13 protein-coding genes are annotated in these 15200 nt (G+C 65.0%); 3 read left to right on the top strand and 10 right to left on the bottom strand.

The window, feature by feature from the left end:
• Positions 1–5: 5 nt before the first annotated feature.
• From V9K91_RS14005 to V9K91_RS13990, 4 genes are all read right to left on the bottom strand, one after another.
• On the bottom strand, positions 6–1286 hold the full coding sequence (locus V9K91_RS14005; protein ID WP_336443421.1) for a carbohydrate porin: 1281 nt from the start codon (positions 1284–1286) through the stop codon (positions 6–8).
• 80 nt (positions 1287–1366) lie between these two features.
• On the bottom strand, positions 1367–2680 hold the full coding sequence (gene dctA / locus V9K91_RS14000) for a C4-dicarboxylate transporter DctA (protein ID WP_095363822.1): 1314 nt from the start codon (positions 2678–2680) through the stop codon (positions 1367–1369).
• A 42-nt stretch (positions 2681–2722) separates the two neighbouring features.
• The gene (locus tag V9K91_RS13995) at positions 2723–3778 is read right to left on the bottom strand and encodes a 4-oxalomesaconate tautomerase (protein WP_336443420.1); all 1056 of its coding nucleotides are present in this window, start codon (positions 3776–3778) and stop codon (positions 2723–2725) included.
• A complete protein-coding gene (locus V9K91_RS13990) occupies positions 3771–4442 on the bottom strand; it encodes a 4-carboxy-4-hydroxy-2-oxoadipate aldolase/oxaloacetate decarboxylase (protein WP_306988830.1) in 672 nt (223 codons plus the stop codon). The genes V9K91_RS13995 and V9K91_RS13990 overlap by 8 nt, the downstream gene beginning before the upstream one ends.
• A gap of 101 nt (positions 4443–4543) precedes the next feature.
• Here V9K91_RS13990 and V9K91_RS13985 point away from each other — a divergent pair, with 101 nt between their 5' ends.
• Positions 4544–5797 carry a LysR family transcriptional regulator gene (locus V9K91_RS13985; protein ID WP_068851568.1) on the top strand — a complete coding sequence of 418 codons (1254 nt, stop codon included), beginning with the start codon at positions 4544–4546 and terminating at the stop codon, positions 5795–5797.
• 441 nt (positions 5798–6238) lie between these two features.
• On the opposite strand, the gene V9K91_RS13980 is transcribed toward V9K91_RS13985, so the two are convergent.
• The 3 genes from V9K91_RS13980 to V9K91_RS13970 form a co-directional block, all read right to left on the bottom strand.
• Positions 6239–6772 carry a hypothetical protein gene (locus V9K91_RS13980; protein WP_336443419.1) on the bottom strand — a complete coding sequence of 178 codons (534 nt, stop codon included), beginning with the start codon at positions 6770–6772 and terminating at the stop codon, positions 6239–6241.
• A complete protein-coding gene (locus V9K91_RS13975) occupies positions 6772–7131 on the bottom strand; it encodes a hypothetical protein (RefSeq protein WP_249834225.1) in 360 nt (119 codons plus the stop codon). The genes V9K91_RS13980 and V9K91_RS13975 overlap by 1 nt, the downstream gene beginning before the upstream one ends.
• A gap of 218 nt (positions 7132–7349) precedes the next feature.
• The gene (locus V9K91_RS13970; RefSeq protein ID WP_306988832.1) at positions 7350–7712 is read right to left on the bottom strand and encodes an energy transducer TonB; all 363 of its coding nucleotides are present in this window, start codon (positions 7710–7712) and stop codon (positions 7350–7352) included.
• 477 nt (positions 7713–8189) lie between these two features.
• On the opposite strand from V9K91_RS13970, the gene V9K91_RS13965 reads away from it, so the two are divergent.
• The gene (locus tag V9K91_RS13965; RefSeq protein WP_307107047.1) at positions 8190–8534 is read left to right on the top strand and encodes a hypothetical protein; all 345 of its coding nucleotides are present in this window, start codon (positions 8190–8192) and stop codon (positions 8532–8534) included.
• Positions 8535–8746: 212 nt separating this feature from the next.
• Here the strand turns inward: V9K91_RS13965 and acnB are convergent, their stop codons facing one another.
• The 3 genes from acnB to V9K91_RS13950 form a co-directional block, all read right to left on the bottom strand.
• A complete protein-coding gene (gene acnB / locus V9K91_RS13960; protein WP_068851565.1) occupies positions 8747–11332 on the bottom strand; it encodes a bifunctional aconitate hydratase 2/2-methylisocitrate dehydratase in 2586 nt (861 codons plus the stop codon).
• 61 nt (positions 11333–11393) lie between these two features.
• Positions 11394–11792 (bottom strand): type II toxin-antitoxin system VapC family toxin, encoded by a 399-nt coding sequence (locus V9K91_RS13955; RefSeq protein ID WP_068851562.1) that lies wholly within the window; start codon positions 11790–11792, stop codon positions 11394–11396.
• Between the two features lie 7 nt (positions 11793–11799).
• The gene (locus V9K91_RS13950; protein ID WP_068851559.1) at positions 11800–12024 is read right to left on the bottom strand and encodes an AbrB/MazE/SpoVT family DNA-binding domain-containing protein; all 225 of its coding nucleotides are present in this window, start codon (positions 12022–12024) and stop codon (positions 11800–11802) included.
• Positions 12025–12302: 278 nt separating this feature from the next.
• Between V9K91_RS13950 and acnA the strand changes: the two genes are divergently transcribed.
• Positions 12303–15056: an aconitate hydratase AcnA gene (gene acnA / locus V9K91_RS13945; protein WP_336443418.1), complete on the top strand. Its 2754-nt coding sequence runs from the start codon at positions 12303–12305 to the stop codon at positions 15054–15056.
• Positions 15057–15200: the final 144 nt, after the last annotated feature.

Below are 15200 nucleotides of genomic sequence, written 5' to 3'. Positions count from 1 at the left end.
AGGAATCACCAGCCGAACAGCTGGGCGAAGTGGACATCCACGCGCAGCCCGACGATCAGCGCGTCGGGAATGTCGGTGGTGCGGGTCGGCGCGTAGATCGGGTCCGGGTTGATCACGTACTGCAGGTTGGGCATCAGCCGGATGCCCTTGTGCACCGCCCAGCCATAGCTGAGCTCGGCGATGATCTCGTCGGCATTCGGCGCGCCGCTACCGCCGTTGCGTACGCGGCGGTCGCGCAGGAACGCGATCTGCTCGTCGCTGAAGTGGGTGTTGGACACGAACATCGCCAGGGTGTCCTGGTCGCGTCCGGCGAAGGTGCCGGTCTTGACGAAGCCGACCGCGGCGAACTGGTCCACCGGCGCTTCATTGCCGGTGTTGACGTAGGCGCGGGCGAACAGCGCCAGGTTGCGCTTGCCCTCCCCGCGCCACATGGTCTGGTCGGCCATCGCGTACCAGCCCGCGCGGGCGCCCTCCTGCATCGCCGTCGGCTTGCCGGTCAGCGCGGCGGAGTTGCCGTTGGCGTCGAAATAGGAGCTCTTGCCGCCATCGGTGTTGCGGTACATGCCCAACCGGTAAGTGCGCGGCAGCCGGTCATTGGCGAAGCTGGTCTGGTAGCCGGCCTCATAGGCCGTGATGGTGCCGGTGCCCTCGCCCACCGAGAAGTCCAGGCCGTTCTTCCCAGCCTTGTTCAGCTCGTTGTTGTAGTCGAATGCGCCGCCCTGCACATACCAGCGATCATTCACGTCGTAGCGCAGGATGCCGGCCCAGGACGAGTTCGGGAACGCGGTAATGCCCAGGTCGGTGATCGCGCCATACGGGGTGAGGCACATGGCGTTGCTCATGAACACGCAGTTGAGCGCGGAGTTGTTGAAGTAGCTGTTCACCGGCGCGCGGCCGGCGGTGATGCTCAACCCGTTGTCGAAGCGGTGGCGCACGGTCAGCCGGGTCAGGCGCCCCCCGGCCACCGGGCGCCAGGTCTGCTGCGCGCTGATCGAGTTGCCGATCTTCTCGCGCGCGAGATTGCGCCCGGCGAACCAGGCCCACTGCGCGTCTACATCGGTGTTGTGCACGCCGAACAGTTCGTCCAGATCGAACTTCGACTGGGCCATGATCCAGTACGAGCCTTCGGTGCCCTGCTCCACCCCGCCCACGGGGTTGGAGGCGACGTTGCCGACGAAATCCAGGGTCAGGTCGACGCCCTTGGGCACGGTGCCCTCGGCGGCGGCCGGTGCGGCCAGCGCAGCGCTCAGCAGCAGCGCCAGCGGGGTGTGACGGAGGATGGACATGAAATCTCCCTCCCCGCTGCCGTGGGCAGCGGGTTCAATGCATTCGGGGGGGGCGCCGCGGGCAGCCCGCGGCGCGTCGGTCAGGCTTCGCGGACGCCGAGATGGCGCAGGCGGGCGCGGCGGGTTCCGATCTGTTCGGCCATCACCTTCTCGTCCAGCTTGCCTTCCCACTTGGCGATCACCAGCACCGCGATAGCGTTGCCGACCAGGTTCACGAAGGTCAGGCCTTCTGCCAGGATGCGGTGGATGCCCAGGATCAGCGCGATGCTGGCCACCGGAATCGTCCCGGTGGTGCCCAGCGTCGCCGCCAGCACCACGAACGCCGCACCGGCCACGCCGGCGGCGCCCTTGGAAGTAAGCAGGAGTACCGCGATCAGCCCCAGCTGGTGCCACACGGTCAGCTCGGTGTTGGTCGCCTGGGCCAGGAACAGCGCCACCGTGGTCAGGTACAGGCAGGTGCCATCGAGGTTGAACGAGTAGCCGGCCGGAATCACGAAACCCACCACGCCCTCTTCGCAGCCCAGCTTCTTCATCTTCTCGATCAGGCGCGGCAGCACCGTTTCGGTGGAGGTGGTGGCCGCCACGATCACGATTTCATCGCGCAGGTAGGCCAGCAGGCGCCACAGGCTCGCGCCGGTCCACCAGCACACCGCGCCGAGCACGAACACCGTGAACGCCGCGCAGACCACGAAGAACTCGATGATCAGCTCACCCAGCGACAACAGCGAACCCGCGCCGAACTGACCCACGGTGAAGGCGATGGCACCGAACGCACCGATCGGAGCGAAATACATGACGTAGCCGATGATCTTGAACAGCACCGACGACGTGCCTTCGATGACCTTCATCACCGGCGCGCCGCGCTCACCGACCGAGGCCAGCGCCACGCCGAACAGCACCGCCACGAACAGCACCTGCAGCACGTGCGCCTCGGTGAACGCGCTCACAAGCGTATTCGGGATGATCGCCATGATGTAGGACACGATCGACTGGTCGTGCGCGGTATGCACATACCCCTGGATGCTGGCCATGTCGATGGTGGCCGGGTCGATGTTCATGCCGGCGCCGGGCTGCCAGAGATCCACCGCGACCAGCCCGACGATCAGCGCCAGGATGGTGATCACCTCGAAATAGATCAGCGATTTCAACGCGAGACGGCCCACGCTGCGCATGTCGCGCATGCCGGCGATGCCATGCACCACCGTCACGAAGATGATCGGGCCGATCATCATGCGGATCAGCTTGATGAAGGCATCGCCGAACGGCTTCATCGCCGAACCCCAGTCCGGCTGCAGCCAACCCAGCACGACGCCGATGATGGTGCCGGCCAGCACCTGGAACCACAACTGGCCAAAGACGCCGAAGCGGCCCTGCCGCTTCTCAACAACAGTCATAACAACCCTCCCAGGTCATAAGAATAGGGACGTCGCGCGTATTCAGTCGAACAGCACGCCGTCGAACAGCTTTCGGGCGGTGCGCAGGATGGCCGCCGCGGCCACCTGCCCGTCTGCATCGCGTTCCAGCACGCAGCCGGTGCTGCCGCTGGGGTGTTCGATGTCCAGCTGCAGGCGGCTGCCGTCGGGTACCACCGCCAGGGCGCTCGCAGGTGAACCGGGCAGCAGGCAGGCCGTGGCCACGGTGACCGCGCCCAGCACCCCGATGGAGGCGTGGCAGCGGTGAGGTATGAACGAACGCACGCAGATCGCGCCACCGTCGCGCGGGGCAGCCACCAACATCATCTTGGGCACCGACTGCGCGCTGACATCGCCCAGGTTCATCAACGGCCCGGCCTGCAGGCGGATCGCCTCCAGCCGCGCCTTCAACGTGTCGTCGCCATCCAGCGTGGCGCGGTCTTCGTACCCGCTCACGCCCACATCGCTGGCGCGCAGCACCACGCACGGCATGCCGTTGTCGATCAGGGTGAGCTCCACCCCGTCGATCACATCCACCGCGTTGCCGGTCGGCAGCAACGCGCCGCAGCTGGAACCGGCGATGTCGGCGAAGGTCAGCGGAACAGGCGCTGCCGTGCCCGGCACACCGTCAATCCGCGCCGTGCCGTCGTAGCGCACCTGGCCGCCGGGGGTCTGTACGTTGGCGATGGCTACCTTGCCGGTGTTCACCATGAAGATGCGCACGTCGGTGCTTTCGCCCGTGGGTTGCACGAGCCCGCGTTCAAGCGCGAACGGCCCGACCCCGGCGAGCAGGTTGCCGCAGTTCTGTGCGTCGCTCACCACGGCCTGGTCGACGAACACCTGCAGGAACAGGTAGTCCACGTCCGCGCCGGGGTGGCGCGAGGGCGAAACCACCGCGACCTTGGAGGTCAGCGGATCGGCGCCGCCCATGCCATCGATCTGGCGTGGGTCCGGCGAGCCGTACGCGCGCAGCAGGAACGCGTCGCGCGCGGCCGCATCGGCCGGCAGGTCGGTGGCCAGGAAGTAGCCGCCCTTGGAGGTGCCACCGCGCATCCACATGGCCGGCACACCCTTACTCATAGCGCAGGCCCTTGGCCGCCAGGCGTTCGCGCATCGCGTAGATGTCCAGGCCCAGCTCACCCTTGCCCAGGCGTTCGCGCTTCTCCGCCTCGCGCGCCTCGCGCGCCTGCGATTCGGCGGCGACACGTGCCGCGTCGGCACGCGGCACGATACACACGCCGTCATCGTCGGCGATCACCACGTCGCCGGGGTGGACCAGCGCGCCGCCGCACACCACCGGCACGTTGACCGATCCCAGCGTCTCCTTGACCGTACCCTGCGCGTGGATCGCCCGGCTCCAGACCGGGAAGCCCATTGCGGTCAGGTCGCGCACATCGCGTACCCCGGCATCAATCACCAACCCACGGCAGCCACGCACCTGCGCCGAGGTGGCCAGCAGGTCGCCGAAGTAGCCGTCGGTGCAGTCGCTGGTCGGCGCCACCACCAGGACATCGCCATCGCGCAGCTGCTCGATGGCCACATGCATCATCCAGTTGTCGCCGGGGGGCACCGACACGGTGATGGCGCTGCCGGCAACGCGGGCGCCGCTGAAGATCGGGCGCAGCCGCGGGTGCAGCAGGCCACCGCGGCCCTGCGCCTCATGCGCGGTGGCCACGCCTGCCTGGGCCAGGAGCTGGAGTGCGCCGGCAGCGGCGCGTTCGACACGGGTGACGACGCGGGACATCCATCCATCCTTCTATGACGATGATGAAGTCTTGTCCGCCAGCGCCTACCCCCTCAAGATCGATTTCCGCAACAGCCATTTGGTTTGGTTATAGTTGATCCATGAACCGGCCCTTTGAGTTGAACCTGAAGCATCTGCATGCGCTGGTCGCCGTGCACCACCACGGCGGCATCAGCGCCGCTGCGCCGCACGTGAATCTTTCTCAGCCGGCGTTGACCCAGGCCATTGCCCGTCTGGAAACCCAGCTGGATGCAACCCTGTTCGACCGCCAGCCGGGTGGGATGGCGCCCACCGAAGCGGCAGAGCTGCTGGTGCCCCGCATCGAGCGCGCATTGGGGTACATCGCCGATGGCGTGCGGGTGGCAAGGCGTGCACAGCGCCTGCCTGCGTTGCCTGCCGTTGAACGACGCGTCACGCTCGGCCAATTGCGCGCACTGGTGGCGGTGGATGACGCCGGCAGCTTCACCCTGGCCGCAGCGCGTGCCGGCATCTCACAGCCGGCGATCTACCGCGCCGTACATGAGCTGGGTACCGCCATCGAAACCCCGCTGACCGAACGCCACGGCAAGACCGTGCAGACCACCCCGGCGGCCACCCGCATGCTGCGGCTGGTGCGGCTGGCCCTGTCCGAACTGGCAGCGGGCCTGGACGAAGTGGCCCTGCTGCGCTCCGAACAGGGCGGCAAGGTCACGCTCGGGGTGATGCCGCTGGCCCGCGCGATCCTGCTGCCGCAGGTATTGGCGCGCTTTGCCCGCGCCCACCCGGGTGCATCGGTCAATGTGATCGAAGGGCCTTATGCGGAACTGCTGGGCGATCTACGCGCCGGCAGCCTGGACCTGTTGATTGGCGCGATGCGCGACACCCTGCCCGTACGCGATGTCGCGCAGGAGGGCCTGTTCGACGATGACCCGGTAATCGTCGCGCGCAGCGGGCACCCGCTGGCCGGCAGCGACCCGCTCGACTTCGACCGGCTGCTGGCGTTCCCGTGGGTGATCGCCGCCACCGGCGCGCCTGTGCGCGCCCGCTGGGAACGCATGTTCCGCCAGCATGGCCACGAACCGCCGCGGCTGCGCATCGAATGCGGCTCGGTCCTGATCACCCGCGGCCTGCTGCTGGAAGACGACTGGCTCACCCTGATGTCACGCGACCAGTTCGTGATCGAACGCCGCGCCGGCCTGCTCAGCGAAATCGGCAGCGCCGGCGACGACTTGCGCCGCCGCATCGGCCTCACCACCCGCGCCGACTGGCACCCCACCCGCCTGCAGCAGGCGTTCGTTGAAACCTTCCGCGCCGTCTGCGCCGAACGCAGCAACGATGCCGACAACGCGTGGCCCTTCCGCTATCCGACACCCTGAAGACTGCCCCGGCGGTAGGGTCGGTTCCCAAACGACCGCCAATAACGGCTCAACGCCCGGTAACGCATGACCTAAGAACGAAAACGGCTCTCCGTTCCGACGCCATGAACACCGACCCGACGGCTTCGGACACATGTCAGCACCGGTGATCTCATCCCCGCCGCATTGCCGTGGCTTCGGATGCTTGCGCCGCGCGTCGCGCGGTCGCTGACCAACGGTCGGCGCTACGAATTGCTGGCGAACGCGATAAGACACGGATACATCACCAACGGGCAACCAAGCATCAGCCTGGGCTGGCGGCGATTCGTCCCGGCAAACAAAAACCCCCGGTTCTCACCGGGGGTTTTCGTTCAACACATCAGCCCATCAGCCAAATGCACCAACCGCCTTGGCCGCGTCTGGGCGTTGTTCGATCTGGTCGACCGTCGGACGCAACACAACTCAGTCTTCGGGAAGACGGGGAGGATTGCCTGGCACCTCCTGCTCCCAATAATGCCTACCGACTACCTCGATCATTCCAAGCGCTTTGAATCCACCTTTACCGCTTGAGTATCGCCCGGCAACGGTCACAGGCAATCCTCGCGAAGCCACTCTGTCAAAGCGCTCCTTCTCCGAGGGATGCAGCCTCAACCAGATCCCGCCTCTTCCACCGGAATACAGATACATATCCTTTGAGGCAAAGAGATAAGGCATCTCCTCGAGATAAGCAACGTATCCTGTGATCTGGACATAACTCCCCGTCAATTTCTCCGCGTCCTGCGACCACAGCCGCTGAAAAAGCACCTCGCATACGCGAATGACAGACCCATCATCCGAGCGCTCGACGATAGCCGAGCATCTGGAATCCGCCTGAGGATAGGCTGTCGAGGGGACGAACTGAGTCGCAAGCAAGACGAAGATCGAGCTCAAAGCTACGCAACGAAACTGACCCCGGCTCTTGGCTTTACTTTGGTCCAGGCCAAGCAACCAGCCCATCAGTCGTCCTCCAGGACCTTGGAAATTCTGGAGATGTACACTTCCGAGAACGAGCCCACGCAAGCACCATTCACCGCGCCCTCCGTGTACTTACCTTGAATCATCACAAAGTAAACACCGGCAGCCAGGCCGGCGGTCGAATCTTCATAGGTAGCACCACGACGGTCAACGTCGACACATCCTATGAAATCGATGCGACGCAGCGCATCCACTGCAGGGCCGATGACATCTCTAGGCCCACCTTCATGGAGAAGATATCCAAAGGTTGCCACTGCCTTGCCATCGTAGGACTCCGAATTTGCCAGCAAGGCGTGGATGGGTACTTGACAGTACTGCACACCCTTGTAAGCACCACTCATCGCCTGGCATCTACCGCCTTGACGCTCGGCCGCGCTGGTCGAGATGGAGCACGTCAGCCCCACAGCGGCAAGGATCGCAAGACTAAATGTCCTTCTCATACAATCCAAGTGACAGCTCCATGAGCACATGAATCGATCAACCCCCAGCAGTTGTTGGGATGAGACCCTACCGTTTTGTGGCGACAGGATTTGACACGGCAGACCGCATCACCTGCGCGCTACGGCGATTCAGATGAGGGGGAAACGAAAACAAGCGCGAACGGTGTTGCAGCTTCGTTAGAAGGAACCTCGAATCTGTACTTCTTCAAGGTTTCCCTTGCTGCAACATCCAGCGACCTGTTTTCGGAGCTTCTATCAATTCTGACATCTATGGGGCGCCCGCTCCCATCGATCTGGAATCCAATCCTGACACAGGCATCGGGGTACTTCGAGCCAAGAGGATCCCTTGGCACCTTTAACGGCTGCTGGTGGACAACACGCGCCTCTGTGTTCTCTACAACCTTGTCCCAGCTCCCGGACCTGCAATCGGATCCAGATGCTGCAGCAGTCGCCATCATCAAGTAGGCAGTAATGTCGATCATCTTGATTACCTCCGACCAGGGGGGTCTGGCGCCGGAAGTCCAGAGTAATGGGTTCTCAGTGGCATTCCCAAGTACTGCCTGCAGGGGTTCTCCAGGAGTGGAACTGCAACGCGTGGCCGTTCCGTTATCCAGGGCGCTGACATTGATCGCTTGCGGTAGGGTCGGTTCCCAAACGACCGCCGATAACGGCTCAACGCTCGGTAACGCATGACCTGAAAAGAATTCGGCTTCGGCACATTCGCTCCGTTACAGGTCCACGCCCCAATGAACCGATCCCCACCCCGGCGGTCGATCAGGATGCGACCCTACCGGCGGGTTCCAGTGTCGGTTATGTCGTGGGCTGTCTGGTATGCCGCTTCCTGGAACATCTGTGATCACCGTTGCTGCCTGTCGTCCTTCCCTGTGCTGAGATGCACGTTCAATGCTACGAAAGGAAATGCCATGGAAAGGCGCTTGCCATCAACCTTGAAGCTCCTGTTGTCCACGCTTCTTTGCTGCCTGCCCTCCAGCATCAACGCCAGCGGCAGCCTCTTCTACTTCGAGGCCTCTCAGGGGGCATTCCATTTCTCGCTGGAGATGACCGGCCGGGAGGACGTCGGCTACATCCAGATCAGCTCCAGTGAGTTCAGGGGCTACATGCCCCATCGCAAGTACTACGTGGAGTTCAACCGCGCGCAGAAGCGGGCCTACGTGCGACCGCGCAAGCGAGAAGGGCTGCCGTGGTTCGAGGTGGATGTAGTGGACAACAAGGGAGTGCTGCTCTACGAGGGCAGGCGCGCTGAGGGTACCGCCAACTGGACGCCCGAGGCGTGGGACAACTGAAACGATCGCTTCGCGTCGCTGATTTCTTCGGGCCCACGTTATCGCGGTGCCGGATGCTTGAGCCGCGCGTTGCGCGGTTGCCACGCACGGCGTGGCAATACGAATCGTTGGCTGACGGTATGTGACCCGGATACATCTTCACCCACGGGCGACCAAACAAAAACCCCCGGTTCTCACCGGGGGTTTTCGTTCAACACATCAGCCGATCAGGCTCAGGCAGCGACCGTCTTGGCCACGTCCTGGTAGTCCTCGATCTGGTCGAAGTTCATGTAGCGGTAGATGTCCTTGCTGCTGGCATCCAGCACGCCGATGTCGGCCATGTACTCTTCCTTGGTCGGGATGCGACCCAGGCGCGAGCAGATCGCGGCCAGCTCGGCCGAACCCAGGTACACGTTGGAGTTGCGGCCCAGGCGGTTCGGGAAGTTGCGGGTCGAGGTCGAGAACACCGTCGCGCCCTCGCGCACCTGTGCCTGGTTGCCCATGCACAGCGAGCAGCCCGGCATTTCCATGCGCGCGCCAGCAGTGCCGAAGGTGCCGTAATGGCCTTCTTTGGTCAGCTCCGAGGCATCCATCTTGGTCGGCGGGGCCACCCACAGCTTGGTCGGGATGTCGCGCTTGCCTTCCAGCAGCTTGGCGGCCGCACGGAAGTGGCCGATGTTGGTCATGCACGAACCGATGAATACTTCGTCGATGGCCGCACCGGCCACGTCCGACAGCGTCTTGACGTCGTCCGGATCGTTCGGGCAGGCCACGATCGGCTCGTGGATGTCGGCCAGGTCGATCTCGATGACGGCGGCGTATTCGGCGTCGGCATCCGGCTCCAGCAGCTCCGGGTTGGCCAGCCACGCTTCCATCTTCTCGATGCGACGCGCCAGCGAACGGGCGTCCTGGTAACCCTCGGCGATCATCCACTTCAGCAGCGTGATGTTGCTGGTGAGGTACTCGATGATCGGCTCCTTGCTCAGGTGCACCGAGCAGCCGGCAGCCGAACGCTCGGCCGAGGCGTCGGACAGTTCGAACGCCTGCTCGACCTTCAGGTCCGGCAGCCCTTCGATTTCCAGGATGCGGCCGGAGAAGATGTTCTTCTTGCCCGCCTTGGCGACGGTCAGCAGGCCCGACTTGATCGCGTAGAGCGGAATCGCGTTGACCAGGTCACGCAGGGTCACGCCCGGCTGCATCTTGCCCTTGAAGCGCACCAGCACCGATTCGGGCATGTCCAGCGGCATCACGCCGGTGGCAGCAGCGAAGGCGACCAGGCCCGAGCCGGCCGGGAACGAGATGCCCACCGGGAAACGGGTGTGCGAATCGCCACCGGTGCCGACGGTGTCGGGCAGCAGCATGCGGTTGAGCCAGCTGTGGATCACGCCGTCGCCGGGGCGCAGCGAGATGCCGCCACGGGTGGAGATGAACTCCGGCAGCGTGTGGTGGGTCTTGACGTCCACCGGCTTCGGGTACGCGGCAGTGTGGCAGAACGACTGCATCACCAGGTCGGCCGAGAAGCCCAGGCAGGCCAGGTCCTTCAGCTCGTCGCGGGTCATCGGGCCGGTGGTGTCCTGCGAGCCCACCGAGGTCATCTTCGGTTCGCAGTAGGTGCCCGGGCGCATGCCCTGGCCTTCCGGCAGGCCACAGGCGCGGCCGACCATCTTCTGCGCCAGCGAGAAGCCCTTGCCGGTATCCGGCGGGTCCATCGGTAGGCGGAACAGGTCGGTCGGGGCCAGGCCCAGCGCTTCGCGCGCCTTGGCGGTCAGGCCACGGCCGATGATCAGCGGAATGCGGCCACCGGCGCGCACTTCGTCGAACAGCACGTCGGACTTCACCTGGAACTCGGCGATGACCTGGCCATCCTTCAGCGCCTTGCCGTCGTAGGGACGCAGTTCGACCACGTCGCCCATGTTCATCTGCGACACGTCCAGCTCGATCGGCAGCGCGCCGGCGTCCTCCATGGTGTTGTAGAAGATCGGTGCGATCTTCGAGCCCAGGCACACGCCACCGAAACGCTTGTTCGGAATGAACGGAATGTCCTCACCGGTGAACCACAGCACCGAGTTGGTGGCCGACTTGCGGCTCGAACCGGTACCGACCACGTCGCCCACGTAGGCCACCAGGTGGCCCTTGTCCTTCAGCGATTCGATGAACTTGACCGGGCCGCGCTTGCCGTCTTCTTCCGGCTCGATGCCATCGCGCTTGTTCTTCAGCATCGCCAGGGCGTGCAGCGGGATGTCCGGGCGGGTGGTCGCGTCGGGGGCCGGCGACAGGTCGTCGGTGTTGGTTTCGCCGGTCACCTTGAGCACGGTGATGGTCAGGCTCTGCGGCACTTCCGGGCGGCTGGTAAACCACTCGGCATCGGCCCAGCTCTGCAGCACGCCCTGGGCGTTCGCGTTGCCGGCCTTGGCCTTTTCCTGCACGTCGTGGAAGGCATCGAACACCAGCAGGGTGTTCTTCAGCGCGGTGGCGGCGATCGCGCCGACCACGGCGTCGTCCAGCAGCTGCACCAGCGGCGCGACGTTGTAGCCGCCCAGCATGGTGCCCAGCAGTTCGGTGGCGCGCTCGCGCGAGATCAGCGCGTTGGTTTCGCTGCCGAAGGCGATGGCGGCCAGGTACGAGGCCTTGACCTTGGCGGCGTCATCGACGCCGGCCGGCACGCGGTGGGTGAGCAGGTCGAGCAGGAACTCGGCCTCGCCCGCCGGCGGGTTCTTCAGCAGCTCGATGACGTCGGCCGTCTGCTGGGCGCTCAGCGGCAGCGGCGGGATGCCAAGCGCGGCGCGCTCGGCTACGTGGTGGCGGTAGGCTTCCAACATGACAACTCCCGGGAAATTCTTTGAAAAGACTTCGGTTGAATACGGCGGTTGAGTTACGGGCTCAGGCTTGCGGCACGATCAGCTTCAGGCCCTTGAAGTAGTCGCGGTAAAATTTGTCGTTCCAGGTGATCAGGCCGTCGCACTGCAGCAGTGCGTGCGCGCCGACCATGAAATCGTCGATGCCACGCCTGCCGGTACCGCGCTGGCGGTGGCGGCGGTGCATCTCGCCGGCGCGCAGCGCCGACTTGGCTTCCAGCGGGCTGAAGTGGATGCCCATCTCTTCCAGCGCTTCCTGCACTTCGGCACCACCGCGCAGTGCGGCGCAGATCTCGGCCAGCACCACCCCGCAGATCACCACGCGCCCGCCGACCAGGCTCTGGCGCAGGCAGGCTTCCACCGCATCGGCCTGGGGGCCGTTGCTGAGCAGTTCGATCAGGACCGGGGAATCGACGGCGATCATGCGCGGCTCATGCTTCGTCGCGCACCGCACGCACGGCCGACTCGGCCGACTCGAAGCCGTCCAGCGCGAACTTGCCGCGGGCACGGGAAATGGCGTCATCCACGCTCTTGCGCAGGATGATGCGGCTGCCATCGAGCTCCACCTTCAACTGGGTGCCCTTGGTCAGGCCGAGCGCATCGCGGACCGCCTTGGGCAAGGTGATCTGTCCGCGTTCTGCAACGGTGGCTTCCATCGGTAGGACCTCCAAAGTATGCACAAATTATACATACTTACCCGGGCATACTTCCACTGCAGCGCGGTTAAGCCAGCCAAGTCCCTTGCCGCGCAAAGGATCCGCCTTATCGATGACATCGGCGATACATATTTCTATGTAGCCTGAGACACCTGCCACCGACCATGCCCGACTGAATCGTTCATACTCAGTCCGACGGCCGGGCCATCGGAACACCGGCAACCGCAAGCAGGCCCCCACGGGCCACTGCAAGCCATCCGCAAGAGGAGTCACCCCGCATGAGCGATTCGTTCTCCACACGCAGCCAGCTGAACGTCGGCGGCACCACCTACGACTACTTCAGCCTGCCCAAGCTCGGACAGCAGTTCGACATTTCCCACCTGCCCTATTCGATGAAGATCCTGCTGGAGAACCTGCTCCGGCATGAGGACGGCGGGGTCACCGTCGGCAAGGATCACATCGAAGCAGTGGCGCGCTGGGATCCCAAGGCCGAGCCGGACATCGAAATCGCCTTCATGCCCGCCCGCGTGGTCCTGCAGGACTTCACCGGCGTGCCCTGCGTGGTCGACCTGGCCGCGATGCGCGATGCGGTGGTCAAGCTGGGCGGCCGCCCGGAGCAGATCAACCCGCAGATCCCCTCCGAACTGGTCATCGACCACTCCGTGCAGGTCGACGTGTTCGGCACCCCCGATGCGCTGGATCTCAACGGCAAGATCGAATTCCAGCGCAACCAGGAGCGCTACGGCTTCCTGCGCTGGGGCCAGAAGGCGTTCGACAACTTCAAGGTGGTGCCGCCCAACACCGGCATCGTCCACCAGGTGAACCTGGAAAACCTCGCCCGCGTTGTAATGACCGCCGACAAGGGCGGCAAGCAGGTGGCCTATCCGGACACCGTATTCGGTACCGACAGCCACACCACCATGATCAATGGCATTGGCGTGCTCGGTTGGGGCGTGGGCGGCATCGAGGCCGAGGCGGCCATGCTGGGCCAGCCCTCCTCCATGCTGATCCCGCAGGTCGTCGGCTTCAAGCTCACCGGGCGCCTGCCCGAAGGCGCCACCGCCACCGACCTGGTGCTCACCGTCACCCAGATGCTGCGCAAGCACGGCGTGGTGGGCAAGTTCGTGGAGTTCTTCGGCGAAGGCCTGCAGCACCTGCCGCTGGCCGACCGCGCCACCATCGGCAACATGGCGCCGGAGTACGGCGCCACCTGCGGCATCTTCCCGATCGACAACGAATCGCTGACCTACCTGCGCCTGTCCGGCCGCAGCGAGGAACAGATCGCGCTGGTGGAAGCCTACGCCAAGGCCCAGGGCCTCTGGCACGACACCAACACCGCCCACGCCAGCTACAGCGCCACGCTGGAACTGGACATGGGCGAGGTAAAGCCGTCGCTGGCGGGCCCCAAGCGCCCGCAGGACCGCGTGCTGCTGGAAGACGTCAAGCAGAACTACCGCGACAACCTGGGCGGGCTGACCACCAACCGCGACAAGCGCAACGAAGAGATCTCCACGTTCGTCAACGAAGGCGGCGGCGCGGCGGTGGGCAACGAGCAGCTGGCCAAGGGCTATGCCGATGTCGAGCATGACGGCACCCGCTACCGGCTCAAGGACGGCGCGGTGGTCATCGCCGCCATCACCTCCTGCACCAACACCTCCAACCCGGCGGTCATGATCGGCGCCGGCCTGCTGGCCCGCAACGCGGCCGCCAAGGGGCTGGACCGCAAGCCGTGGGTGAAGACCTCGCTCGGCCCAGGCTCGCGCGTGGTCACCGACTACCTTGAGAAGGCCGGCGTGCTTACCGAGCTGGAAAAGGTCGGCTTCTACGTGGTCGGCTACGGCTGCACCACCTGCATCGGCAATTCCGGCCCGCTGCCCACCGAAGTCAGTGCCGCCATCGCCAGCGGCGACCTGGTGGTCACTTCGGTGCTGTCGGGCAACCGCAACTTCGAGGGCCGCGTGCACCCCGAAGTGAAGATGAACTACCTGGCCAGCCCGCCGCTGGTGGTGGCCTACGCCATTGCCGGCACCACCGACATCGACCTCACCACCGAACCGCTGGGCACCGGCAGCGATGGCCAGCCGGTGTACCTGCGCGACATCTGGCCGAGCAACAAGGAAATCGGTGATGTCATCGCCGCCACCATCGGCCCGGAGATGTTCAAGCAGAACTACGCCGACGTGTTCAAGGGCGACAGCCGCTGGAACACCATCCAGTCGCCCGATGGCGACCTGTATGAGTGGGATGGAAGCTCCACCTACATCAAGAACCCGCCCTACTTCGACGGAATGACCATGCAGGTCGGCCACATCGAGGACGTGCACGGGGCGCGGGTGATGGGCCTGTTCGGCGATTCGATCACCACCGACCACATCTCCCCGGCCGGCAACATCAAGAAGGATTCACCGGCAGGCCGCTTCCTGCAGGAGCGCGGCGTGCAGCCGGCCGACTTCAACAGCTACGGCAGCCGCCGCGGCAACGACGATGTGATGGTGCGCGGTACCTTCGCCAACATCCGCATCAAAAACCTGATGTTCGGCGGCGAGGAAGGCGGCAACACCCTGTACTTCCCCAAGGCGGGCGGCGAGCCGCAGAAGCTGGCCATCTATGACGCGGCCATGAAGTACAAGGCCGAGGGCGTGCCGCTGGTGGTGTTCGCCGGCAAGGAATACGGCACCGGCTCCTCGCGCGACTGGGCGGCCAAGGGCACCAACCTGCTGGGCGTGAAGGCGGTGATCGCAGAAAGCTTCGAGCGCATCCACCGCTCCAACCTGGTCGGCATGGGCGTGCTGCCACTTCAGTTCCAGGCCGGCGAGAACGCCCAGAGCCTGGGCCTGGACGGCTCGGAAACGGTCGACATCACCGGCCTGGCCGATGGGGCCAGCAAGACCGCCACCGTGACCGCCACCAAGGCCGACGGCACCGCCAAGACCTTCCAGGCCCACGTGATGCTGCTGACCCCCAAGGAAGTGGAGTACTTCAAGCACGGCGGCCTGCTGCAGTACGTGCTGCGCCAGCTCGCAGCCGCCTGACCCCAGCCGGCTCCCCGAGGCGCCGGCCCCCGGCCGGCCCTCCCCGGAACCCCGCGCCACGCGGGGCTTCCGGCGGCCGCCACGCCCGATTTTCACGAATCCTTCGCGTTTTCCATTCGGCCCGGTATGCTGCCGGGGACCGAA

The organism is Stenotrophomonas sp. CCNWLW57, from assembly GCF_037203925.1.
Taxonomy (GTDB): Bacteria; Pseudomonadota; Gammaproteobacteria; order Xanthomonadales; family Xanthomonadaceae; genus Stenotrophomonas; species Stenotrophomonas rhizophila_A.
This window is presented reverse-complemented; position numbering and strand designations above follow the sequence as displayed.